Here is a 25,165-nt window from a genome sequence, read left to right on the forward strand (position 1 = left end):
CCTTTATGCAGACCGGTTCGTTCGACCTTCCGTGTAATTACTCAACCCGCCTTGAACACGGAAATCCTGACACCCCCTGGACCGACACGATCACGGGCATTTCACGAAAACCGCAAGCAACCCGCCAACCAGCAAAAGCCCCAGAATACCGCCAAGCGGCAGCTGCCCCATCCCGAGAGGGCAAAAAACCAAAACCTTCCGATAGAACCCGTCGCAATTCCGCAAGACGCTTGCGTCACCCTTACCTAAACTTGATCCTGTTGAACCCTCTTACGAAACCGAAAGGAACGACCATGACGACCTCGACCGTGACCCGCCAGACATTCGACGAAGTGATGGTGCCGGTATTTTCTCCCGCCCCGTTCGTGCCGGATCGCGCAGAGGGCTCCCGCGTGTGGGACACGGCCGGCCGTGAATACATCGATTTCGCGTGCGGCATCGCGGTGACGTCGCTGGGCCACGGCCACCCGGAACTGCTGAAGGTGCTCGACGAGCAAAGCCGCAAGCTCTGGCACATCGGCAACGGCTACACGAACGAGCCCGTGCTGCGCCTCGCGAAGCGCCTCGAATCGCTGACCTTCGCCGATCGCGCATTCTTCGCGAACTCGGGCGCGGAAGCGAACGAAGCCGCGCTGAAGCTCGCGCGCCGCGTCGCCTTCGATCGCCACGGCGCCGACAAATTCGAAATCGTGTCGTTCGTTCAGTCGTTCCATGGCCGCACGTTCTTCACGGTCAGCGTCGGCGGCCAACCGAAATACTCGGAAGGCTTCGGCCCCGTGCCGGAAGGCATCAAGCACCTGCCGTTCAACGACATCGAAGCCGCGAAGGCCGCGATCGGCCCGAAAACCTGTGCCGTGATCGTCGAGCCGGTGCAGGGCGAGGGCGGCGTGATTCCGGCCGATCCGGCGTTCCTGAAGGCGCTGCGCGAAGCATGCGACGCCAACGACGCACTGCTGATCTTCGACGAAGTGCAAACGGGCGTGGGCCGCACGGGCCAGTTCTACGCTTACATGGACACGGGCGTCACGCCGGACATCCTCACGACCGCGAAAGCGCTCGGCAACGGCTTCCCGATCGGCGCGATGCTGACGACGAACGAACTGGCCGCGCACTTCAAGGTCGGCGTGCACGGCACGACGTACGGCGGCAACCCGCTCGCGTCGGCGATCGCGGACAAGGTCGTCGAACTGATCGGCGATCCGGCCCTGCTCGAAGGCGTGCGCGAACGCAGCGTGCGCCTGAAGGGCGCGCTCGAACGCATCAACGCGCGTTTCGGCATCTTCAAGGACGTCCGCGGCAAGGGCCTGCTGGTCGGCGCGGAACTCACCGCCGCATTCGACGGCCGCGCGAAGGACTTCGTCACCGCCGCCGCCGAGAACGGCCTGATCATGCTGATCGCCGGCCCGAACGTGCTGCGCTTCGTCCCGTCGCTGGTGATCCCGTTCGACCTGCTCGACGAAGGCATGAAGCGCTTCGAGAAGGCAGTCGAACAAGTGCTCGCCGCACAGGAAGCCACCGCGCGCTGATCGGCGCGCCCATCGCAGACAGGAACGACGATGCTATTTGTTCGCCCCGGCAAACTCACGGATCTCGATGCGCTCGCGCACATGGCGCGTACCGCGCAGCCGGTCCTGCACTCGCTGCCGCACGACCGCGCGGTGCTCGAAGCGCGTGTGGCGCTCTCCGAGGATTCGTTTCGCGCGGACGTCGACTTCGCCGGCGAGGAGTTCTATCTCTTCGTGCTCGAGGATTCGTCGACCGGCAAGCTGCTCGGCACGGCGAGCATCGTGGCCGCAGCCGGCTACTCGGAACCGTTCTACGCGTTCCGCAACGACGCACTGATCCACGCGTCGCGCGAGCTGCACGTGAATCGCAAGATCCACGCGCTCACGATGTCGCACGAGCTGACCGGCAAGAGCCGGCTCGCGGGCTTTTACGTCGATCCGTCGCTGCGCGGCGACGCGGCCGCGCACCTGATCTCGCGCGCCCGGATGATGTACATCGCCGCTAACCGTCGCCGCTTCACGCCGGAAGTCTTCACGCTGCTGCTCGGCGTGAGCGATGCCACGGGCGCGTCGCCGTTCTGGGAAGCGGTGGGCCGCAAGTTCTTCGGCCGCGACTTCACCGACGTCGACATCGCATCGGGCGGCCGCAGCCGCACGTTCATCGCGGAAGTGATGCCGGCCTATCCGCTCTACGTGCCGCTGCTGCCGGAAGCCGCGCAGCGCGTGCTCGGCGAGCCGAACGAAACGGCGTTGCTCGCGTACGACATCCATCTCGAGGAAGGTTTCGAGCCCGACCGCTTCGTCGACATCTTCGACGCCGGCCCGGTGCTGACCGCGCAGGTCGACCGCACCGCGTGCGTGAAGCACGGCTCGGAACGCGTCGTGCGCGAGACCGCGCATCAGCAGGGCGACGTTGCGTACATGGTGTCGACGGGCAGCGGCGAATCGTTCCGCTGCGTGCTGGCTGACCTGCCGGGCGACGCGCACGATGCGCCGCTGGCCGGCGACGTGCGCGCGGCGCTCGATGTGAAGGAAGGCGATGTGGTGCGCTGCGTGCCGCTGCATCGCCGCAGCGATGAAGATTTGACGGGAGACGCAGCATGATCGTCGTTCGAGTCGTACAAACGGGCGACGTCGACGCGCTCGTGTCGCTCGCGCAGGAAACCGGGCCGGGCCTGACCACGTTCAAGCCCGACCGCGACGCGCTCGCCGCGCGCATCGAACGCTCGCGCCGCACGCTCGAAGGCCGGGCCGCACCGGGTGAAGCCGGCTACTTCTTCGTGATGGAAGACTCGAAGACGGGCGACATCGCAGGCGTGTGCGGAATCGAAACGCAGGTCGGCCTCGAGCAGCCGTTCTACAACTATCGCGTGAGCACGGTCGTGCACGCGAGCCAGGAGCTCGGCGTGTGGACGCGGATGTCCGCGCTGAACATCTCGCACGACCTGACGGGCTACGCGGAAGTCTGCTCGCTGTTCCTGAGCCCGCGCTATCGCACGGGCGGCGTCGGCGGCCTGCTGTCGCGCTCGCGCTTCATGTTCATCGCGCAGTTCCGCGACCGCTTTCCGGAACGCATCTGCGCGGAACTGCGCGGCCACTTCGACGAGGACGGCACGTCGCCGTTCTGGCGCGCGGTCGGTTCGCACTTCTACCAGATCGATTTCAACGCGGCCGACTACCTCAGCTCGCACGGCCGCAAGTCGTTCCTCGCGGAACTGATGCCACGCTATCCCGTGTACGTCGACCTGCTGCCGCAGGACGCGCAGGACGCGGTCGGCCTCACGCACCGCGACACGCTGCCGGCCCGCAAGATGCTCGAGGCGGAAGGGCTGCGTTACCAGAACCACGTCGACATCTTCGATGCGGGCCCCGTGCTCGAATGCCACGTCAACGACCTGCGCACGGTGCGCGAGAGCGTCGTCGTGCCGGTCGCGATCGGCGTGCCCGATGCACGTGACGACGCGCCGAAGTCGCTCGTGTCGAACACGTCGCTCGGGGATTTCCGCGTCGGCGTCGCGCCAGGCGTGGTCGCGAACGGCTCGTTCGTGCTGTCGGCCGACGATGCCGTCGCGCTCGACGTGAAGGCCGGCGATCCGGTGCGCGTGCTGCCGCTCAAAGTCAAACAGGGATAAACGAATCATGACGGAACTCTTCATCGACGGCGCCTGGGTCGCAGGCTCGGGCCCCGTCTTCGCTTCGCGCAACCCCGGTACCGACGAGATCGCATGGCAGGGCGCAAGCGCGTCGGCCGCCGACGTCGACCGTGCGGTCGCGAGCGCGCGCCGCGCGTTCGCCGGCTGGTCGGCGCTCGACTTCGAAGCACGCTGCGAGATCGTCAAGCGCTTCGCCGCCTTGCTTGCCGAACGCAAGGAAGCGATCGCGACCGCGATCGGCCGCGAAACGGGCAAGCCGCTGTGGGAAGCACGCACCGAAGTCGCGGCGATGGCCGCGAAGGTCGGCATCTCGATCCAGGCCTACCAGGAACGCACCGGCGAGAAGCGCCAGGACATGGCCGACGGCGTCGCGGTGCTGCGTCACCGGCCGCACGGCGTCGTCGCGGTGTTCGGCCCGTACAACTTCCCCGGCCACTTGCCGAACGGTCATATCGTGCCGGCGCTGATTGCCGGCAACACGGTCGTGTTCAAGCCGTCCGAACTCGCGCCAGGCGTTGCGCGCGCAACGGTCGAAGTATGGAAGGAAGCAGGGCTGCCCGCCGGCGTGCTGAACCTCGTGCAGGGCGAGAAGGACACCGGCATCGCGCTCGCGAACCATCGGCAGATCGACGGGCTGTTCTTCACCGGCAGCTCGGATACCGGCACGCTGTTGCACAAGCAGTTCGGCGGCCGTCCGGAAATCGTGCTCGCGCTCGAGATGGGCGGCAACAACCCGCTCGTGATCGGCGAAGTCGAGGACATCGACGCGGCCGTGCATCACACGATCCAGTCGGCGTTCCTGTCGGCCGGCCAGCGCTGCACGTGCGCGCGCCGCATCTTCGTGCCGCAGGGCGCGTTCGGCGACCGCTTCCTCGCGCGCTTCGCCGACGTCACGTCGAAGATCACCGCCGACGTGTTCGACGCCGATCCGCAGCCGTTCATGGGCGCGGTGATCTCGGCGCGTGCGGCCGCGAAGCTGGTCGACGCGCAGTCGCGCCTGATCGAGCAGGGCGCGAAGCCGATCGTCGCGATGACGCAGCGCGATCCGCGCCTCGGCTTCGTGAACGCGGCGATCGTCGACGTGACGGGCGTCGCGAACCTGCCCGACGAAGAACACTTCGGCCCGCTCGCGCAGATCGTCCGCTATGCGACGTTCGACGACGCGATCGAGCGTGCGAACGACACGGCATTCGGCTTATCCGCGGGCCTCTTGGCCGACGACGCGAAGGTGTGGGAGCACTTCCGCCGCACGATCCGCGCCGGGATCGTCAACTGGAACCGGCCGACCAACGGTGCGTCGTCCGCCGCGCCGTTCGGCGGCACGGGCCGCTCGGGCAACCATCGCCCGAGCGCGTACTACGCGGCCGACTATTGCGCGTATCCGATGGCGTCGGTGGAAAGCACGCAACTGACTTTGCCCGCGAGCCTGTCGCCGGGCCTGCATTTCTGATCGAGGGAACGACGATGAACGCACAAGAAGCCAATTTCGACGGGCTCGTCGGCCCGACCCACAACTACGCCGGGCTGTCGTTCGGCAACGTGGCGTCGCTGAACAACGAGAAGTCGGCCGCGAACCCGAAGGCCGCCGCGAAGCAAGGGCTGCGCAAGATGAAGCAGCTCGCGGATCTCGGCTTCGCGCAAGGCGTGCTGCCGCCGCAGGAGCGGCCGTCGCTGCGCCTGCTGCGCGAGCTCGGCTTCTCGGGCAAGGACGCCGACGTGATCGCGAAGGCCGCGAAACAGGCGCCCGAGCTGCTCGCCGCGGCGAGTTCGGCGTCGGCGATGTGGACCGCGAACGCGGCCACCGTCAGCCCGTCGGCGGATACGAGCGACGGCCGCGTGCACTTCACGCCGGCGAACCTGTGCAGCAAGCTGCATCGAGCGATCGAACACGAAGCGACGCGCCGCACGCTGTCGACGCTGTTTGCGGACCCCGCGCACTTCGCGGTGCATGAAGCGCTGACGGGCACGCCGGCGCTCGGCGACGAAGGCGCGGCGAACCACACGCGCTTTTGCGCCGAATACGGCAAGCCGGGTATCGAGTTCTTCGTGTACGGCCGTGCCGAATACCGCCGCGGCCCCGAGCCGAAGCGCTTCCCGGCACGCCAGACCTTCGAGGCGAGCCGCGCGGTCGCGCATCGTCACGGGCTCGCCGAGGAAGCGACGGTCTACGCGCAGCAGGATCCGGACGTGATCGATGCGGGCGTGTTCCACAACGACGTGATCTCGGTCGGCAACCGCGATACGCTGTTCACGCACGAGCGCGCGTTCGTCAACAAGCAGGCGATCTACGACACGTTGACGGCCGCGCTCGACGCACGCGGTGCGCGCCTGAACGTAATCGAGGTGCCGGACGCGGCCGTGAGCGTCAACGACGCGGTGACGTCGTATCTGTTCAACAGCCAGCTGCTGTCGCGCGCGGATGGGTCGCAGGTGCTCGTCGTGCCGCAGGAATGCCGCGAGAACGCGAGGGTCGCCGCCTATCTCGACCAGCTCGCGGCCGGCAACGGCCCGATTCGCGACGTGCTCGTGTTCGACCTGCGCGAAAGCATGAAGAACGGCGGCGGCCCCGCGTGCCTGCGCCTGCGCGTCGTGCTGACCGAGGCGGAGCGCGCGGCCGTCACGTCGAACGTGTGGATCAACGATACGCTGTTCGCGTCGCTCGACGCGTGGATCGACAAGCACTATCGCGATCGCCTCGCACCGGAAGACCTCGCGGATCCGGCGCTGCTCGACGAGTCGCGCACGGCGCTCGACGAGCTCACGCAGATCCTGCGCGTCGGCTCGCTGTATGACTTCCAGCGCTGAGGCACGGATGCCGGCCGTCGCGCTGCTAGACGATTTTCTCGCGTTCACGCTGGCCGGTGATGCGCCGGCCGTCAAGGACGGCGCCTGCGCGGGCGGCGCGGTGCGCTGGCAATGGCTCGGCGACGGGCTGCTCGCGTTCGAACCGGCAGCGGCCGACGCCGCGGCGCGCGCGAGCGTGCTCGTGTCGGCCGGCGTGCACGGCGACGAGACCGCGCCGATCGAACTGCTGTCGATGCTGGTGCGCGATCTGGCGTCGGGCGCGCTGCCGCTCGCGTGCCGGCTGCTCGTCGTGCTCGGCAACGTGCCGGCGATGCGCGCGGGCGAACGCTATTTCGACGACGATCTGAACCGGCTGTTCAGCGGTCGTCACGCACAGGCGCCCGCGAGCCGCGAAGCGCCGCGCGCCGCGCAACTCGAAGCGGCGGCGTCCGCATTCTTCGCGGCGGCGCCGGCGGCCGGCGCACGCTGGCACATCGACATGCACACGGCGATTCGCGCCTCGGTGTTCGAGCAATTCGCGCTGCTGCCGTACACGGGCACGCCGCCCACGCGCGCAATGGTCGAATGGCTCGGCGACGCCCGCATCGCGGCCGTGCTGCTGCATACGGCGAAAGGCAACACGTATTCGCATTTCACGGCCGAGCATTGCGGCGCGCTCGCGTGCACGCTGGAACTCGGCAAGGTGCGGCCGTTCGGCCAGAACGACCTGACGCGCTTCGCGCCGGCCGATCGCGCGGTGCGCAAGCTCGTGTCGGGGGTGCCGACGGATGGCGATGCCGGGGGCGGCCATCCGTCGCTGCCGCGCGTTTTCACTGTGATCGATCAGATCACGAAGCAGAGCGACGCGCTCAAGCTGTTCGTCGCGGCCGACGTCGCGAATTTCACCGCGTTCCCGCGCGGCACCGTGCTCGCGCAGGACGGCGACTATCGCTATACGGTGCAGCACGACGAGGAACGCATCGTGTTCCCGAACCCGACCGTGAAGCCGGGGTTGCGCGCGGGCCTGCTCGTCGTCGATACGACGCGCGACACGCTGGCCGCGCTCGTCTGATCGATGCGCCATCGGGCGGACCGCGGCGCTCGCGGCCCGCGCATCGTTCTGCGGTCCATTCATTTTTGCGACGACGCCCGTACGCCGCGCACACGGTGAGCGGGCCGCGCTTGCATATTTGCGACACCGTCTTGCAAGTTCGACAGGTCGCGTGGCGGCCGCCGCGCACGCAGCGCAGCATCGCGTATCGGTGGCCGCTTTGCCATATGGGGCCGCGCGGATTGGTACAATCGCGGCCTTGCGGCTGTTGCGCCGCATCACGACGCGGCGTCGACATTGCCGGTGTCATCCGACCCTGCGATGATGCATGCGCCCGTCGTTCCGGAACATTCGAGTATCGAGGAGAACACCTGATGAAGTTGGATTGGCGTAAAGTGGCCGCGCATGCGGTGGTGGCGGCATCGGCCGTGGCGGCAGGCAGCGCGTTTGCCGCGGATCTGAAGGAGATCCGGTTCGGCGTCGAGGCCTCGTACGCACCGTTCGAATACAAGACGCCCGACGGCAAGCTGACCGGCTTCGACATCGATATCGGCAACGCGGTGTGCGCGAAGCTGAAGACGAAGTGCGTGTGGGTCGAGAACGACTTCGACGGCCTGATCCCGGCGCTGCAGGCGCGCAAGTTCGACGCGATCAATTCGGACATGACGATCACCGACCAGCGCAAGCACGCGATCGCGTTCACCGACCCGATCTACACGATTCCGAACCAGCTGATCGCGAAGCAGGGCAGCGGCCTGCTGCCGACCCCGCAATCGCTGAAGGGCAAGCGCGTCGGCGTGCTGCAGGGCACGATCCAGGAAGCGTATGCGAAGAAGAAGTGGGCGCCGGCCGGCGTTGAAGTCGTGCCGTACCAGACGCAGGATCTGGCGTATGCCGACCTGAAGTCGGGCCGTCTCGATGCGACCTTCCAGGATTCGGAAGCCGGCTCGAAGGGCTTCCTGACGAAGCCGCAAGGCCAGGGCTTCGCGTTCGCGGGCGGCACGGTCAGCGACACCGAGATTCTCGGCTCGGGCGTCGGCTTCGGCCTGCGCAAGAACGACGCGGCGCTGAAGACCGCGCTCGATCAGGCGCTGAAGGAGTTGAAGGCCGACGGCACGATCGACAACCTCGCGAAGAAGTACTTCAGCGTACCCGTCACGCTCAAGTAAGCGTTTCGTTCGATCGCACGATGGTAAAAAACCGGCCGCCGATGCGGCCGGTTTGCTTTGGTGGAGCGCAAACGGCGGGGCCGAGCGTCAGCCGGGCGGCGCGGGAAAGAACCGCCCGAGCTCGCGCGCGAGTTCGTTGAGCACGGCCATCTCCTGCTGCGAGATCTTGCGCGCGGGCTGCCCGCCGGCCCAGTCGCCGTACAGCAGCGCGACGCTCGTTGCGCCGACGCGCACGGGCAGCAGCACGAACGCGCGCGTGTCGTCGAACACGTCGAGATACCACGCGGGCAGGCGCTTCATCATCTTCGGCTCCCGCGCCTGCTCGATGAAGATCCCGACCGAGTTCGAGATCGCGAGATGAAACACGTCCGGCTCGAAGCGCTCGTCGAAGCGCAGCCGGTCGAGCGCCGTATCGACGCCGGGGCCGAAGCCCAGACGCGCGGCGAACGTGCCGTCGTCGTGACGCACGAACATCACGGTGCGCGTGAAGGCGAGGCCGGCCAGCAGGCTTTCCGACGCGAGCGCGAGCACCGGCGTCAGCACGTGCTCGGACGGCAGCGCGCGCAGGTCCGCGAGGCCGGCTTCGAGGCATGCCTCGGGCTCGGCCTGCGCGCGCGCGATCGCATCGGCGTTCGCGCGCAGCTCGACGATCTCGCGCATCACGGTGTCGCTCGCTTCCTCGCGCGCGAGGCGCTCGGCGATGTCGACGAGCGCTGCGGGTTCCATGCCGAGTGCCGGGCTGCAGTGCTGCGCGAGCGCCGCGACGCGCGCGTCGCGCTGCGGGCCGGCCGGCAGCGCGAGCGCACTTGCGACGTCGGTCGAGCAGCGGCTCACCGCGCGCAGCCAGTGGATACGGTCGGCCGGGCCGCGATCGGCCGGGCCGTCGTCGGCGGCGACCGCCGGGCAGCAGCCGCCCACGCCGTCATCGTCGAATGCGTCGGCACAGGTCGCGTGGCCGTCGTCGTTGGCCATCCCCGCGCGGATCACGTCGGGCAGCCGCCACCGCGCGGCCGCCTCGAGGCCGATCTCGTCGAAGCCGACGCCGAGCACGTCGGCGCAGGCGGCCGATTCGTCGCCGTTCAGCTCGGCCGCGCGGCGGCGGATGCGGTCCCATTCGCTGTCGAGATAGCAGACCACCAGCAGCTTGCCGACCTGGCGCATCAGCGTGCAGACGACGGCTTCCTCGCCCGCGCGCAGTTCGACGCGCTCGGTGAGCTTGCGCGCGATGCAGCCGGACAGCAGCGCGCGGTTCAGCTCCAGCTTCGCGTCGATGCGCCGCGGCGTGCTCTGATGGAAATGGTCGACGAGCTTGAGCCCGACGACGAGATGGCCGACGGCGTCCATGCCGAGCACCATCAGCGCGCGGGTCACGGTGGTGATGTTGCCGCCGAACGCCATGTACATCGCGGAGTTCGCGAGGCGCAGCACTTTCTGCGTGAGCGCGAAGTCCGACAGCACGACGCGCACGAGCGCGGTGAAGTCGAGGTCGTCGTTCTTCATCGCGGCCATCGTCGCGCGCAGCGATTCCGACAGCAGCGGGAAATCGCCCCGCTCGTTCATCCGGGCCCACAGCTTGTCGAGCAGCGCGGTGCGGGGCAGGTGTTCGGTGATTGACATACGGATCTGTTCGGTTCGCCGCGCGCGTCAGGCGGCGGCGTGCAGGTGCAGCTGCTGCGCCTCGAAGCGCCGCGCGAGCTCTTCGGACGGCAGCGCCTGGCAGACGAGCCAGCCCTGGATGTGATTGCAGCCCATCTCCGTCAGCAGCTCGCGCTGCGCCTCGGTCTCGACGCCTTCGGCGACGAGCTCGAGATCCAGTGTTTGCGCGAGGCCGACCACCGCCGACACGATCGCGCGGTCGTTGCGCGACGTCAGCAGGTTCTCGACGAAACTGCGGTCGATCTTCAGCTTCGCGAGCGGGAAGCGCTGCAGATAGGCGAGGCTCGAATAGCCGGTGCCGAAATCGTCGATCGCGAAGCGGATGCCGAGGCCGGTCAGCTCCTCGAGCAGCATTTTCGCGTGCGCGGGATCGTGCATCAGCAGGCTCTCGGTGATTTCGAGCACGATACGGCGCGGGTCGATGCCGGTCAGCGCGATCGCCTCGCGCACGCTTTGCGTGAAGCGCGGGTCGCGGAACTGCTGCGGCGACACGTTGACCGCCACGTATTGCAGCGCGAGCCCCTGGCCGTCCCACGCGACGAGCTGCATGCACGCGGCCTTGAGCACCCAGTTGCCGAGGTAGTTGATCAGCCCGATCGATTCGGCGAGCGGGATGAAGGTGGCTGGCGGCACGAGGCCGTGCACCGGATGGCGCCAGCGGATCAGCGCCTCGACGCCGACCACCGCGCCCGACTGGCTGCGCGTGATCGGCTGGAAATGCAGCGAAAACTCGCCGTTGCGCACGCCGTCGTACAGGTCGGCTTCGAGCTTGAGCCGTTCGGCGTCGGCCGGGTCGTCGACGGGTGCATGGAACGCGAGCGCGTTGCCGCCCGATGCCTTCGCCTGCGCGAGCGCGTGGTCGGCGCGGCGCAGCAGCGGGCTGTGGTGCTGCGCCCGATGCGGCGCGGCACGTTCGTCGGGGTAGAGCGCGATGCCGATGCTCGCGGACAGGTGCACGGTTTGCCCCTGGTACACGTAGGGCTCGCGCACCGCGGCCTGCAGCCGGCGCGCGAGCGCATCGGCGGTCTGGCTCGCCTGCGTGCGGTCCGGTGCGCTCAGCACGACCGCGAACTTGTCGCTCGCGACGCGCGCGAGCCGCTCGTTCGGCGTGACGAGCGCCTGCAGCCGCTGCGCGGTCTCGCGCAGCAGCATGTCGCCCGCGTCGTAGCCGAGCGCGCGGTTGATCCGCTGGTAGTCGTCGAGGTCGAGCAGCAGCAGCGCCGCGCAGGTGCCGTCCTCGTCGGCGGTCTGCTGCGCGCGCATCAGCGCCGGCACGAGCGCGGACAGGTTGTCGAGCCCCGTCATCGGGTCGTGGTGCATTTCGTACGTCAGGCGTGCCTCGAGCGCGCGCCACGACGACACGTCGAAGGCCGCGATCGCGAAGCCGTCGACGCCGTGGTGACGGCTCTTGAACGCGCGAACCTCGACGTCCAGCGGGTAGGTGAGCGACTTGACGATGCACATCGTCGCCTTCTCGACCTGGCCGGAACGTGCGGCGCGGGCGAGCAGCCCTTCGAGCGCCGGGGTATCCTGTTCGGCGATCAGGTCGCGCAGCGTCAGCGTATGCAGGTAGTCGCGGTGGTAGCCGATGAAGCGCAGGCTGGCGTCGGACACATACAGAAAGCGCAGTTCGCGGTCCACATGGGCGAGGAAATCCACCGTGCCGACCGTCTGTTCCAGCCAGTTGCGCACGGAATCGTCGCGGCGCGGCGCGACGGCGCGCGCGGGCATCAGCGCGCCGCCCGACCGGGCGAAGCGGCGCAGCGTATGCAAGGCGCTGCGCCAGGAGCCCTTGCGTGACGTCTGTTTCCTGTTGGCTTCCATGTTTCTCGCTGACGTGAAGGGCTGGAACCGGTTGTCCGGAAGGAATAACGGCAGACTGTGCGGAATCTTTAACGGGCCGGCCGCGGGCGGCGCTGCCGCGGATCCGGATCATCGACACGGGTGTTCGGCAGGCGAACGCCCACGTGGCCTACATCGGGCTGACTTTATAAGAAATGAGGACGCAGATGAAGCGAAAACTGTTGCTGGGCGCCGTGGCGGCGCTGGTGGCCGGGCATGCGGTGCTGGCGCAGGCGGAACTGAAGCCGGGCGCGGCGGCGCCCGATTTCACGACGCAGGCGTCGCTGGGCGGCAAGACTTACACGTACTCGCTCGCGGACGCGCTGAAGCAGGGGCCGGTCGTGCTGTATTTCTATCCGGCGGCGTTCACGAAGGGCTGCACGATCGAGGCGCATGCGTTCGCGGACGCGGTCGACCGTTACAAGGCTTACGGCGCGACGGTGATCGGCGTATCGGCCGACAACATCGACACGCTGACGAAGTTCTCGGTGAGCGAGTGCCGGAGCAAGTTCCCGGTGGCGGCCGATCCGGATGCGAAGATCATCCGCGAATACGACGCGAAGCTGCCGGCGCTCGACCGCGCGAACCGCGTGTCCTACGTGATTTCGCCGGAAGGGAAGATTCTCTACGAATACACGAGCCTGTCGCCCGACAAGCACGTCGAGAACACGCTCGCCGCCGTGAAGGCGTGGGCCGACGCGCATCCGAAGCAGTAAGCGGCTGCCCCGCGCGTGAAAACGGCCCGTCGTGCGGGCCGCGAGCACGGGCATGCGCCGCCTGCCGGCGGCGCGCAACGGGCCGTTACGCGCGCAAGGCCTGTTCGATCGGCACGCTGCCGCCGACGAAGCCGACGACCTTGCGCGAGATGCCGAGCTTGATCGCCTCGATCGCGGCCCATGCCACGTCCTGGCGCGAGACGGGCGGCGCGGGCTCGAGCCACGTGTCGGTCAGCGCGATCTTGCCGACGCCCGGGTCGTCCGTGAGCGGGCCCGGGCGCAGGATCACGTAATCGACGCCCGACGCGATCACGCGATCGTCGCCTTCGCGCTTCATCTGCGAATAGTGGTGCAGCGCGTCCGGCCCCTGCTCGGGCCGGTATGCGGACAGTGAGCTGACCACCACGAGCTTCTGCGCGTTGTAGGCGAGCGCATACTCGGCCGCGCGGGCGACCGCGTCGCGGTCGACCTGTTCCTCTTCGGTCGCGCCCTCCGATTCGGCCGAGCCTGCCGCGTAGATCACGTGCGTGATGCCCTGGAACGCGTGCGAGAAATCGTTCGTCAGATCGGCCTCGACGACCCGCGCGCCCGGCAGCACATAGCCGTGCCGGCGCACGAGCGCCGTGAGCTCGAACTCCGGCTGCTCGAGCAGCAGATCCGCGCAGGCCCGGCCCGTCCGGCCGGTCGCGCCAATCAGCAGTACCTTCGTCGTCATGAAACCGCTCCTTGCTCGATGCGTCATCCACCCAGATAGGGACGGACGACCGATAACTCAAGTGTAATGTCGAATCGGCCCGGCGGCGGGCGCGTAATAAGGGGCATACCGCGCGGACGTACCGGCGAGCGCATACCCCAAGGGTGGCGGCGTTCGTTCACACGGATGCGGGAATGACGCGCCGACCGGCTATCATGTGCGCGATGCATTTTTCGCCGCTACGTGTGAATAACGCGTCGGCCCACCGGTTGGAGTACACATGGCATTACCCCTGGACAACGTGAGCATGGCCGTATTCTGCGACTTCGAGAACGTCGCGCTCGGCGTGCGCGACGCGAAGTACGAGAAATTCGACATCAAGCCCGTGCTGGAGCGGCTGCTGCTGAAAGGCAGCATCGTCGTGAAGAAAGCCTATTGCGACTGGGATCGCTACAAGGGTTTCAAGGCGTCGATGCACGAAGCCAGCTTCGAGCTGATCGAGATTCCGCACGTGCGCCAGTCGGGCAAGAATTCGGCCGACATCCGGCTCGTCGTGGACGCGCTCGATCTCTGCTACACGAAGTCGCACGTCGATACGTTCGTGATCATTAGCGGCGATTCGGATTTTTCGCCGCTCGTGTCGAAGCTGCGCGAGAACGCGAAGAAGGTGATCGGCGTCGGCGTGAAGAAATCGACGTCGGATCTGCTGGTCGCGAACTGCGACGAATTCATCTTCTACGACGATCTGGTGCGCGAGCAGCAGCGTGCGCTCGCGAAGCGCGAACAGCAGCAGCGCGCGAGCAACGGCGGCGCGAAGCGACCCGACGAGCCGTCGCGCAAGCACGACATGGACGCGCGCAAGGCCGAGGCGATCGCGCTGGCGGTCGAGACGTTCGACGCGCTCGCGTCGGAGCGCGACGACGTCGGCAAGATCTGGGCGTCGGTGCTCAAGAGCGCGATCAAGCGCCGCAAGCCGGACTTCAACGAGTCGTACTACGGATTCCGCGCGTTCGGCAACCTGCTCGACGAGGCGCAGGCGCGCGGCCTGCTCGAAGTGGGGCGCGACGACAAATCGGGTGCGTTCGTGTCGCGGGCTCGCCAGTCGGCTGCAGCCGAGCCCGTCGCGGCAGGCGGTGAGGGCGGCGCGGCGTACCACGGCGCCCAGCGCGGCACGCGCGCGGTGGAGCCGGCGCCGGCCGGTCGCGGAGCGCGCCGGCGCGAGGAGCGGGCGGAAGCGGTCGTTCACGAAAGCGTGCAGGTCGACACGGAAGACGCGGCGCTTGCCGAGGTCGCCGACGCGGCGCCGGCCGAAACGCGCGACACGTCCGACGTGGCCGAGGTGGCCGACGCTCAGGGTGACGCGAAGGATGGCCGCAAGCGTGCGCGCAAGAGCGCGGCAAAGAAGACCGGCGCGAAGAAGGGCGCGGCCGCGAAGGGCGCCGGTCGCCACGCGGCCGGCAAGCCGGACGCCGCCACGCAGGGCGACGCGACGCAGGGTGGCGATGCGCACACGCACGGCCAGCATGCGGACGAACTGCATCGCGACGCGGCGCATGACGAGGGGCACGCGGCGGCGGCGCCCGCCGAGCCGGCGTCTCGCGCCTCCGGCGCCAGGGACGAGGCCGCGCAACCGTCGCACGACGTGGCGCCGGCCGAAGCACCGCCCGAAGGGACTGCCGAAGCACCGGCCGCCGCCAAGCCGAAGAAGCCGGCCCGCAAGGCGGCGCCGCGTGCGCGTCGGCCGCGCAAGACGACGGCTGCCGCCGAGTAATGGGTAACGGCGGGGTAACGGCGGGGTAACGGCGGCAGGCGGCAGTCGCGCGATCGGCCGGGTTTCGTCCGCAACCGGGCGACATCCGCGCCGCGCTGTCCGGGCCGCGCCGTCCGGGCCGGCGCCACGCCGGCCTGCCGCGCTAGCCGTTCAGCACGTACGGCTGCGTCATCACTTCGAGGAAGTGACCGTCCGGATCGTCGAAGTACACGCCGCGTCCGCCGTTGTGGCGGTAGATGTCATCGGCTTGCCGCTTCGCCGGATCGGCCCAGTGCGGCAACCCGCGTTCGCGGATGCGTGCGAGCACGCGATCGAAGCCGGCTTCGTCGATCAGGAACGCGTAATGCTGCGACCGGATCTCCCCCGCCTGTTCGTAAAAATCGAGCGACACGCCATTGTCGAGCGCGACGACCAGCATCGCGCCAAACGGCGTCGGCGGCGGCAGTTCCAGCAGGTCGGTGAGGAAGCGGCTCGATGCGCGCTTGTCGCGGCACCAGACGATCGTGTGGTTGAGCTGGACGTTCATGGCGGGCTCCCGTGAAGCGGGCGGCGGTGTGCATGGACACACGATAGCCGATCGCGGCCGGTGTTCAAGCGCGGAAAGCGCCCGCCTGGGCGGCGGCCGCTTTCCGTCACTCGCCGGCGACCGCCGGCCCGCCGGTATTGCCGCGGCGGTTGCGGCGCTTCTCGGCCCACACGCGCAGCCGGTCCATGTACAGGTAGACGACCGGCGTCGTATAGAGCGTCAGCACCTGCGACACGATCAGGCCGCCGGCGATCGCGATCCCGAGCGGCGCGCGCAGCTCGGCGCCGTCGCCGCTGCCGAACGCGAGCGGCAGCGCGCCGAGCAACGCCGCCATCGTCGTCATCATGATCGGCCGGAAGCGCAGCAGGCACGCCTCGTGGATCGCATCGAACGACGACTTCCGGTTGTTGCGCGTCTGGTCGATCGCGAAGTCGACCATCATGATCGCGTTCTTCTTCACGATGCCGATCAGCAGGATCACACCGATCAGCGCGATGATGCTGAACTCGGTCTTGAACAGCAGCAGCGCGAGCAGCGCGCCGACGCCGGCCGACGGCAGCGTCGACAGGATCGTGATCGGGTGGATGTAGCTCTCGTACAGGATCCCGAGCACGATGTAGACGGCCAGGAGTGCCGCGAGGATCAGGATCGGCTGATCGTTCATCGATTGCTGGAACGCCTGCGCGGTGCCCTGGAAGCTGCCGACGATCGTCGGCGGCACGCCGATCTGCGCCATCGTCTGATAGATCACCTGGGTCGCCTGCGACAGGGACACGCCCGGCGGCAGGTTGAACGAGATCGTGGTCGCGACGAACAGCCCCTGGTGGTTGACCGACAGCGGCGTCGTGCTCGGCCCGAACGTCGCGATCGCCGACAGCGGGATCATCGTCGACTTCGACGTCGACACCGACGCGCCCGACGACGCGCTCGACTTGCCGCTCGCCGCGATCGCGTTGAGCGCCTGATTGCGCGCGGAATCGGATGCGATCGCCGCGGCGCTCTGCGTGGCCGTGCCCGCGCTCGACGTGCCGGCCGAGGTCGCGACGAAGGTGCCGGCGGCCGCGTTGGTGGTCTGCGAGCCGTTCGCGCTGCCGCCCGACGTGCTGATCCACACCTGGTTCAGCATCTCCGGGCTCTGCCAGTACTTCGGCGCGACTTCCATCACGACGTGGTACTGGTTCAGCGGGTTGTAGATCGTCGAGACCTGGCGCTGGCCGAACGCGTCGTACAGTGTGTTGTCGATCTGTGCGGGCTTGATGCCGAACCGTGCGGCCGTCGCGCGGTCGATCGTCACCATGGCCTCCATGCCGCCTTGCTGCTGGTCGGAGTTCACGTCGGTCAGCTCGGGGCGCTTCTGCAGCGCCTCGGTCAGGATCGGCCCCCACTTGTACAGGTCGGCGCTCGAATCGCCGAGCAGCGTGAACTGGTACTGCGCGTTGCTCTGCCGGCCGCCCACGCGAATGTCCTGCGCGGCCTGCAGGAACGTGCTCGCGCCTGCCACGTCCGCCAGCCGCGGGCGCAGTTGCTGGATCACCTGGTCGGCCGACAGCTTGCGCTCGGTGCGGTCCTTCAGCGTGACGAACATGAAGCCGGAGTTGGTCTGCGTGCCGCCGGTGAAGCCCGCGACGCTCTTCACGTTCGGGTTGGCCTGCACGATCCGCATCATCTCGGAGAACTTCAGCTTCATCGCCTGGAACGACGTCGACTGGTCAGCTCGAATGCCGCCGATCATCAACCCGGTGTCCTGCTGCGGGAAGAAGCCCTTCGGCACGACGACGTACAGGTAGACGTTCAGCCCGATCGTCGCGAACAGCGTCAGCAGGATCAGCAGCGGCCGGCGCAGCGCCCACGACAGCGAGCGCTCGTAGCCGCGCTGCATGCGCGCGAAGCCGCGTTCGAGGAAGCGCCCGAAGCGGCCCTCGTCGCGCGGGTCGTGCTTGTCGGGCAGCAGGCGTGCGCACATCATCGGCGTGACCGTGAGCGACACCGCGAGCGACACGGCGATCGCGAGCGACAGCGTCAGCGCGAACTCGCGGAACAGCCGCCCGACGATCCCGCCCATCAGCAGGATCGGCAGGAAAACCGCGACGAGCGAGATGCTCATCGACAGCACCGTGAAGCCGACTTCGCGCGCGCCGTCGAGCGCCGCCTGCATCCGCGACTTGCCGTTCTCGATGTGCCGCGCGATGTTCTCGAGCACGACGATCGCGTCGTCGACGACGAAGCCGGTCGCGACGATCAGCGCCATCAGCGACAGGTTGTCGATGGAAAAGCCGAGCAGGTACATCGCGCCGAACGTGCCGACGATCGAGATCGGCACCGCGACGCTCGGGATCAGCGTCGCGCGCCAGTTGCGCAGGAACAGGAACACGACCATCACGACGAGGCTGATCGCAATCAGCAGCGTGTGTTCGGTGTCCTTCAGCGACGCGCGGATGGTGGTCGAGCGGTCGAGCACCGGCGTGACCGTGATGTCGGCCGGCAGCGACGCGGTGAGCTGCGGCAGCGCTGCGCGCACGCGATCGAGCGTCTCGATGATGTTCGCGCCGGGCGAACGGTAGAGGATCACGAGCACCGCGCGCTTGCCGTTCGACAGGCCGAGGTTGCGCAGGTCCTCGACCGAATCGACGACGTCGGACAGATCGGACAGCCGCACGGCCGAGCCGTTGCGGTACGCGACGACGAGGTCGCGGTATTGCGACGCCTGGGACGCCTGGTCGTTTGTATAGAGCTGGAAGCGCTGCGGGCCGAACTCGATCGCGCCCTTCGGCGCGTTGGCGTTCGCGGAAGCCAGCGCCGCGCGCACGTCCTCGAGGCCGATCCCGTAGTGGAACAGCGATTGCGGTTCGAGCTCGACGCGCACGGCCGGGTTCGCGGAGCCGCTCACGGTGACCTGGCCGATCCCGTCGATCTGCGACAGCGACTGCTGCAGCACCGTCGACGCCGCGTCGTACACCTTCGCCGGCGACGCCGTCTCCGACGTCAGCGACACGACCATGATCGGCGAATCGGCCGGGTTGACCTTGCGGTAGGTCGGATTGCTCTTCAGCGCGGCGGGCAGGTCGGCGCGCGCCGCGTTGATCGCGGCCTGCACGTCGCGCGCGGCGCCGTCGATGTCGCGGTTCAGGCCGAACTGCAGGATGATCCGTGCGTTGCCGACCGTGCTCGTCGACGTCATTTCGGAGACGTCCGCGATCGATCCGAGGTGCCGTTCGAGCGGGCTCGTCACGCTGGTCGCGACCGTTTCCGGGCTCGCGCCCGGCAGCGACGCCTGCACCGAGATCGTCGGGAAGTCGACCTGCGGCAGCGGCGACACCGGCAGCTTGATGAACGCGAACAGGCCCGCGAGCGCGACGCCGAGCGCGAGCAGCGTCGTCGCGACGGGGCGGTTGATGAAGGGGCGCGACAGGTTCATGTCGGCACTCGCTGGGCCGCCGCGTGTTCCGACGGATGCGTTTTCGGGAGATGGGGGGGCTGCGCCCCCCCACGCGAACGAAGTGAGCGTGGGGGTTGTTTCATTTACGCACCCGTGTGCTTGCCTGCATCGGCGCCCGGCCCGTGGCGTTCGAACCAGCCGCGCACGCGGCGCGCGAGCGAGTCGAAGCCGAGGTAGATCACGGGCGTCGTGAACAGCGTCAGCACCTGCGACACGATCAGGCCGCCGGCGATCGCGATCCCGAGCGGCTGGCGCAGCTCGGAGCCCGCGCCCGAGCCGACGATCAGCGGCACCGCGCCGAGCAGCGCGGCGAGCGTCGTCATCAGGATCGGCCGGAACCGCAGCAGGCACGCCTGGTAGATCGCCTCGCGCGGCGGCTTGCCTTCGGCGCGTTCGGCCTCGAGCGCGAAGTCGATCATCATGATCGCGTTCTTCTTCACGATACCGATTAGCAGCACGATGCCGATGATCCCGATGATGTCGAGGTCGTGCCCGGTGATCATCAGCGCGAGCAGCGCGCCGACGCCGGCCGACGGCAGCGTCGACAGGATCGTGATCGGATGGATGTAGCTCTCGTACAGCACGCCGAGCACGATGTACATCGTGACGACCGCCGCGAGGATCAGGAACAGCTGGTTCGACAGCGACGCCTGGAACGCGAGCGCCGCGCCCTGGAAGCGCGTCTGGAACGAGCCGGGTAGGCCGATGTCCTTCTCGGCGGCCTCGATCGCCTTGACCGCTTCGCCGAGCGACGCGCCTGGCGCGAGGTTGAACGAGATCGTCGTCGACGGGAACTGCGACAGGTGCGCGACCAGCAGCGGCGACGGCCGCTCGTGGAACGACGCGATCGACGACAGCGGCACCTGGCCGCCGCCGGCCGACGGCAGGTAGATGTCGTTCAGCGATTGCGCGTAGTGCTGCTCCTTCGGCTCCGACTCGAGAATCACGCGGTACTGGTTCGACTGCGTGAAGATCGTCGACACGATGCGCTGGCCGAACGCGTCGTACAGCGCGTTGTCGACGGTCGCCGGCGTGATGCCGAAGCGCGCGGCGCTCGCGCGGTCGATCTCGATGTACACCGACTGCCCGTTGCTCTGCAGGTCGGTCGCGACGTCGGCCAGCGACGGCTCCTGCTGCAGCCGCGCGACGAGTTTAGGCACCCAGGTCGCGAATTCGTCGGCGTTCGGGCTCGTCAGCATGAACTGGTACTGCGTGGGGCTGACCGTCGAGTCGATCGTCAGATCCTGCACCGGCTGCATGAACAGCGAAATGCCGGTGATGTTCGACACGCGCTGCTGCAGGTCGCGGATGATCCGCGCGGCGGTTTCGTTGCGTTCGTCGCGTGCCTTCAGGTTGATCAGCATCCGGCCGCTGTTCAGCGTGATGTTGCTGCCGTCGACGCCGATGAACGACGTGAGGCTGTCGACGTTCGGATCCTTCAGGATCTCGGCCGCGAGCGCCTGCTGGCGTTCGGCCATCGCGCCGTACGAGATCGACTGCGGCGCCTGCGTGATCGCCTGGATCACGCCGGTGTCCTGCGCGGGGAAGAAGCCCTTCGGCACGTAGACATAGAGCAGGGCGGTCAGCCCGAGCGTCAGCAGTGCGACGACGAGCGTCGAGCGCTGCCGGTTCAGCACCCATTCGAGCGCCACCGCGTAGCGCGCGATCACCCAGTCGATCGCGCGGTGCACGCGCGCCTCGAAGCGATGGCTCTCCGGCGGCGGCGAATGGCGCAGCAGCTTCGCGCACATCATCGGCACGAGCGTGAGCGACACGATCGCCGAGATCACGATCGTCACCGCGAGCGTGATCGCGAATTCGTGGAAGAGGCGCCCGACCACGTCACCCATGAACAGCAGCGGGATCAGCACCGCAATCAGCGAGACCGTCAGCGAGATGATCGTGAAGCCGATCTGCCGCGAGCCCTTCAGCGCGGCCTCGAGCCCCGATTCGCCTTCCTCGACGTAGCGCGCGATGTTCTCGATCATCACGATCGCATCGTCGACGACGAAGCCGGTCGCGATGGTGAGCGCCATCAGCGACAGGTTGTTCAGCGAGAAGCCGGCCATGTACATCACCGCGAGCGTGCCGATCAGCGACAGCGGCACCGACAGGCTCGGGATGATCGTCGCGTAGACGTTCGCGAGGAACAGATACATCACCAGCACGACGAGCGCGACCGCGAGCAGCAGCTCGAACTGCACGTCGCGCACGGCCGCACGGATCATCGTCGTGCGATCGGTGACGATCTCGACGTCGAGCGCGGCCGGCAGCGTCTCCTGCAGCTTCGGCAACTGCGCCTTGATCGCGTCGACGGTCGCGATCACGTTCGCGCCCGGCTGGCGCTGCACGTTCAGAATGATCGCGGGGTCCGAATTCACCCACGCGCCGAGCTTGGTGTTCTCCGAGCCGGCGACGACCGTTGCGACGTCGGTCAACATCACCGGGCGGCCGTTCTTGTACGCGACGACCGCGCTGTTGTACTGGTCGGCGCTCGTCAACTGGTCGTTCGCGTTGATCGTGTACGCGCGCGTCGGGCCGTCGAAGTTGCCCTTCGGCGTGTTGACGTTCAGGTTCGAGATCGTCGTGCGCAGGTCGTCGAGATTCATCCCGTACTTCGCGAGCGCGGTCGGGTTCGCCTGGATCCGCACGGCCGGCCGGTTGCCGCCCGACAGGCTGACGAGGCCGACGCCGGCGATCTGCGAGATCTTCATCGCGAGGCGCGTGTCGGCCAGGTCCTGCACTTGCGTGAGCGGCAGCGTCTTCGACTTGACGGCGAGCGTCAGCACCGGCGCATCGGCCGGGTTCACCTTCGCGTAGATCGGCGGGGCCGGCAGATCGGACGGCAGCAGGTTGCCGGCCGCGTTGATTGCGGCCTGCACTTCCTGTTCGGCGATGTCGAGCGGCAGGTCGAGCGAGAACTGCAGCGTGATCACCGATGCACCGGCCGAGCTTTGCGACGACATCTGGTTCAGCGACGGCATCTGCCCGAACTGGCGTTCGAGCGGCGCTGTGACCGACGACGTCATCACTTCCGGGCTCGCGCCCGGATAGAAGGTCTGGACCTGGATCGTCGGGTAGTCGACCTCGGGCAGCGCGGCGAGCGGCAGGAACCGCAGCGCGACGAGACCGGCCAGCATGATCGCCGCCATCAGGAGAGCGGTGCCGACCGGCCGGAGAATGAAGAGGCGGGATGGATTCATCGAGCGGCCCGCGCGTTACTGGGCCGCGGGGGCCGCTGCCTGCGACGCGCCGTGCCGGTGTCCGCCGCGATGACCGCCGGCGCCCGATGCGCCCGATGCCGCGCCTGCGCCGTGCGCGCCCGACGCGCCTTTCGGCTTGTCGGCCGGAATCGAGATCTTCGCGCCTTCGCGCAGGCGATCCGAGCCGTCGGTCACCACGCGCTCGCCGAGCGCGACGCCGCTGACGATGCTCGTGCGTTCGCCGTCGACCGGGCCGACCGTGACCTTGCGCACGGTCACCGTGTTGTCGGGTTTCACGACGTAGACGAACTGGCCGATCGAGCCCGTCAGCACGGCGGAGGTCGGCACGATCGTCGCGTTGCGGATCACGTCGACGAGCAGCCGCGTGTTCACGAACTGATTCGGGAACAGCATGCCTTCCTTGTTATCGAAGTTCGCGCGCAGCTTGACCGTGCCGGTGCTCGTGTCGATCTGGTTGTCGAGCGTCGCGAGCGAGCCCGTCTCGAGCGGCACCGTGTTGTTGCGGTTGTAGGCGGTGACCGACAGCTTCCGGCCCGCGTTCACCTGCTTGAGAATCTGCGGCAGATTGTCTTCCGACGTCGTGAAGATCACGCTCATCGGCTGCAACTGCGTGATCACGACGATGCCGTTGGTGTCGCCCGGCGTCACGTAGTTGCCCGGGTCGACCTGGCGCAGGCCGACGCGACCGGAGACGGGCGCCGTGATGCGCGCATACGTGAGATTGAGTTTCGCGGAATCGATCGCGGCCTGGTCGGTTTTCACCGCGCCTTCGTACTGCTTGACGAGCGACGCCTGCGTATCGACGGTTTGCGACGCGATCGAGTCCTGCGACAGCAGCGTCTGGTAGCGCTTCAGGTCGAGGCGGGCCGTCGCGAGCAGCGCCGCGTCGCGGGCATGCGTGCCTTCGGCGTTCTCGAGCGCGACCTGGTACGGGCGCGGATCGATCTGCGCGAGCACGTCGCCCTTCCTGACGATCTGGCCTTCCTGGAACGACACCGACTGCAGGTAGCCCGACAGTTGCGTCTTCACCGTCACGTTCGCGAGCGGCGTGACGGTGCCGAGCGCGGACAACACGATCGGCATCTCGCCCTGCGTCGCGGTGGCGACCTGCACCGGCTGCGGCACGTTCGCCATCGCAGCAGGGCCGCCGCGGCCGCGATGGCTGCCCGCAGCGGCGCTGGCGCCCGCGCCTTTCGCGGTGTTGCCTGCCGCCGGCGTGCGGTTCCACGGGTGCCACCACAACAGGCCGCCGATGACGACGACCGCGACGGTCCCGAGCAGCAGCGTGCGGCGCGGGCGGCGTGCGACGGTGGGTGCGGGGTCTTTCGAAGGGGGCGTGGGCTTTTGTTCGTTATCCATCGTGTTCTGTCAGGAAGACGGCGCGGCGGCCCGGAAATCGGGCTGCTCGGCTGCGCGTGGGGCGACGCGACGGGGCGGCCCGGCTCGGTCCGGGGCCCCGCCGATCCGCGCGGGAAAAGAGCGGTGCACACCGCGAATGCGGTGCGACGATGGGCATGATCCTACGTGCCGTCCCCGTTACAGTCCAGCGGTCTATCTTTCAACGGGTTACGGTCGTTACACAACGCGACACGACGATGACGAAACGATTACGAGCCGACACGCCGGGCCGGCGCGCCGCCGATTTCGCGGGTGATTTTCGCGATGCATTCGTGCAGCGCGGGCACGACGTGTTCCTGCAGCCATTCGGGCGGACACTGGTGCGACGCGCCGCCGCAATTCACCGAATAGCGCTGGCCCGACGGGCCGACGAAACCGGCCGCGACCGCGTTCAGGCCTTCGCGCCATTCGCCGATCGCGATCGCGTGGCCGTCGCGCATCGCATCGTCGAGCGCGGGTGTCAGGCGGGCGGACACGTGCGGCCAGTCGTCGCCGGCGGTGGTGCGCAGCGACTCGAGCAACTGGCGGCGCTCGTCGTCCTCGAGCGCGGCGAGATACGCGCGGCCCACGGCCGTACGCGCGATGTCCATCCGCGAGCCGATTTCGAGGCGCGTGACGAGCACGGCCGAACGCGGGCGGATCACGTCGATCGCGACCATGTCGAGCCGGTCGCGCACCGCGAGGTGCACGGACAGCGACGTGCGTTCGGCCAGTTCGATCATGAACGGCCGGGAACGCGCGCGGATGTCGAAGTTGCGCAGGAAGCCGTGGCTGAGTTCGAGCACCGACGCGGTCAGCACGAAGCGCTCGCTGTCGGGCAACTGGAACAGGAAGCCGGCGCTGACGAGCGTCGCGGTGATGCGCGAGACGGTCGGCTTCGGGATGCCGGTCAATTCGGTTAGTTCGCGGTTGCTGACGGGGGCGTCGGCAGCCGCGATGCGGCGCAGCACGGCGAGACCGCGGGCGAGGGCGGTGATCTCGTCGGGCGACGATTCACGGTCCCGCGACGCGGGAGAGGTTACAGTGGTCGACACGAGGGATTCTCTCTAATTCCGAAACTCGATTTCAATTTTGTTGGTATTGTAGGACTATTGCCAAAAGATGCATGTTCCGCGGGTGAATCGGTCATTGGATGAGATTTTACGGGTTCACCCTTGGTTTATTGGGAAAACACTCAAATGAGCGTTGTCGGAAAGTGCATGAACCGGTGCAAATACCGCTTGACTTGTCGGGCGGAAAC

General features: G+C 67.9%; 17 protein-coding genes. 9 read left to right on the forward strand and 8 right to left on the reverse strand.

Annotated features, from left to right (window positions below; genetic code table 11):
• The first annotated feature begins 293 nt into the window (after positions 1 to 293).
• From WS61_RS17335 to WS61_RS17365, 7 genes are all read left to right on the forward strand, one after another.
• On the forward strand, positions 294 to 1,526 hold the full coding sequence (locus WS61_RS17335) for an aspartate aminotransferase family protein (RefSeq protein WP_059501812.1): 1,233 nt from the start codon (positions 294 to 296) through the stop codon (positions 1,524 to 1,526).
• A 30-nt stretch (positions 1,527 to 1,556) separates the two neighbouring features.
• Entirely contained in the window at positions 1,557 to 2,609 is a 1,053-nt protein-coding gene (gene aruF / locus WS61_RS17340; protein WP_059501814.1) for an arginine/ornithine succinyltransferase subunit alpha, read from the forward strand.
• Positions 2,606 to 3,637, forward strand: coding sequence for an arginine N-succinyltransferase (gene astA, locus WS61_RS17345; protein WP_059501816.1), 1,032 nt, complete (start codon positions 2,606 to 2,608; stop codon positions 3,635 to 3,637). The genes aruF and astA overlap by 4 nt, the downstream gene beginning before the upstream one ends.
• 7 nt (positions 3,638 to 3,644) lie before the next feature.
• Positions 3,645 to 5,108 (forward strand): succinylglutamate-semialdehyde dehydrogenase, encoded by a 1,464-nt coding sequence (gene astD / locus WS61_RS17350; protein WP_059501818.1) that lies wholly within the window; start codon positions 3,645 to 3,647, stop codon positions 5,106 to 5,108.
• A 14-nt stretch (positions 5,109 to 5,122) separates the two neighbouring features.
• The gene (gene astB / locus WS61_RS17355) at positions 5,123 to 6,463 is read left to right on the forward strand and encodes an N-succinylarginine dihydrolase (protein ID WP_059501819.1); all 1,341 of its coding nucleotides are present in this window, start codon (positions 5,123 to 5,125) and stop codon (positions 6,461 to 6,463) included.
• A gap of 7 nt (positions 6,464 to 6,470) precedes the next feature.
• Complete coding sequence (astE, locus tag WS61_RS17360; RefSeq protein WP_179949686.1) at positions 6,471 to 7,514, forward strand: succinylglutamate desuccinylase; 1,044 nt, start codon at positions 6,471 to 6,473, stop codon at positions 7,512 to 7,514.
• Between the two features lie 353 nt (positions 7,515 to 7,867).
• On the forward strand, positions 7,868 to 8,662 hold the full coding sequence (locus tag WS61_RS17365; RefSeq protein ID WP_006490898.1) for an ABC transporter substrate-binding protein: 795 nt from the start codon (positions 7,868 to 7,870) through the stop codon (positions 8,660 to 8,662).
• Between the two features lie 87 nt (positions 8,663 to 8,749).
• On the opposite strand, the gene WS61_RS17370 is transcribed toward WS61_RS17365, so the two are convergent.
• Positions 8,750 to 10,279: an HDOD domain-containing protein gene (locus WS61_RS17370; RefSeq protein WP_059501823.1), complete on the reverse strand. Its 1,530-nt coding sequence runs from the start codon at positions 10,277 to 10,279 to the stop codon at positions 8,750 to 8,752.
• Positions 10,280 to 10,306: 27 nt separating this feature from the next.
• The gene (cdpA, locus tag WS61_RS17375) at positions 10,307 to 12,049 is read right to left on the reverse strand and encodes a bifunctional diguanylate cyclase/phosphodiesterase (RefSeq protein WP_218919463.1); all 1,743 of its coding nucleotides are present in this window, start codon (positions 12,047 to 12,049) and stop codon (positions 10,307 to 10,309) included.
• Positions 12,050 to 12,327: 278 nt separating this feature from the next.
• Between cdpA and WS61_RS17380 the strand changes: the two genes are divergently transcribed.
• Positions 12,328 to 12,876: a peroxiredoxin gene (locus WS61_RS17380; protein WP_059501827.1), complete on the forward strand. Its 549-nt coding sequence runs from the start codon at positions 12,328 to 12,330 to the stop codon at positions 12,874 to 12,876.
• An 85-nt stretch (positions 12,877 to 12,961) separates the two neighbouring features.
• Here the strand turns inward: WS61_RS17380 and WS61_RS17385 are convergent, their stop codons facing one another.
• The gene (locus WS61_RS17385) at positions 12,962 to 13,591 is read right to left on the reverse strand and encodes an SDR family oxidoreductase (RefSeq protein WP_059501828.1); all 630 of its coding nucleotides are present in this window, start codon (positions 13,589 to 13,591) and stop codon (positions 12,962 to 12,964) included.
• A 259-nt stretch (positions 13,592 to 13,850) separates the two neighbouring features.
• Between WS61_RS17385 and WS61_RS17390 the strand changes: the two genes are divergently transcribed.
• Complete coding sequence (locus tag WS61_RS17390; protein WP_059501830.1) at positions 13,851 to 15,341, forward strand: NYN domain-containing protein; 1,491 nt, start codon at positions 13,851 to 13,853, stop codon at positions 15,339 to 15,341.
• A gap of 142 nt (positions 15,342 to 15,483) precedes the next feature.
• Here WS61_RS17390 and WS61_RS17395 read toward each other — a convergent pair whose 3' ends face one another.
• The 5 genes from WS61_RS17395 to WS61_RS17415 all read right to left on the reverse strand — a co-directional run bounded on the left by WS61_RS17395 (position 15,484) and on the right by WS61_RS17415 (position 24,959).
• Positions 15,484 to 15,867: a VOC family protein gene (locus tag WS61_RS17395; protein WP_059501832.1), complete on the reverse strand. Its 384-nt coding sequence runs from the start codon at positions 15,865 to 15,867 to the stop codon at positions 15,484 to 15,486.
• A 106-nt stretch (positions 15,868 to 15,973) separates the two neighbouring features.
• Positions 15,974 to 19,282, reverse strand: a complete 3,309-nt coding sequence (locus tag WS61_RS17400) for an efflux RND transporter permease subunit (RefSeq protein ID WP_059501834.1) — start codon at positions 19,280 to 19,282, stop codon at positions 15,974 to 15,976.
• Positions 19,283 to 19,386: 104 nt separating this feature from the next.
• Entirely contained in the window at positions 19,387 to 22,506 is a 3,120-nt protein-coding gene (locus tag WS61_RS17405; RefSeq protein WP_059501836.1) for an MdtB/MuxB family multidrug efflux RND transporter permease subunit, read from the reverse strand.
• A 15-nt stretch (positions 22,507 to 22,521) separates the two neighbouring features.
• Entirely contained in the window at positions 22,522 to 23,886 is a 1,365-nt protein-coding gene (locus WS61_RS17410; protein ID WP_059501838.1) for an MdtA/MuxA family multidrug efflux RND transporter periplasmic adaptor subunit, read from the reverse strand.
• 248 nt (positions 23,887 to 24,134) lie between these two features.
• A complete protein-coding gene (locus tag WS61_RS17415; protein WP_059501840.1) occupies positions 24,135 to 24,959 on the reverse strand; it encodes an IclR family transcriptional regulator in 825 nt (274 codons plus the stop codon).
• Positions 24,960 to 25,165: the final 206 nt, after the last annotated feature.

It is taken from the genome of Burkholderia sp. ABCPW 11 (assembly GCF_001523445.1).
GTDB lineage: Bacteria > Pseudomonadota > Gammaproteobacteria > Burkholderiales > Burkholderiaceae > Burkholderia.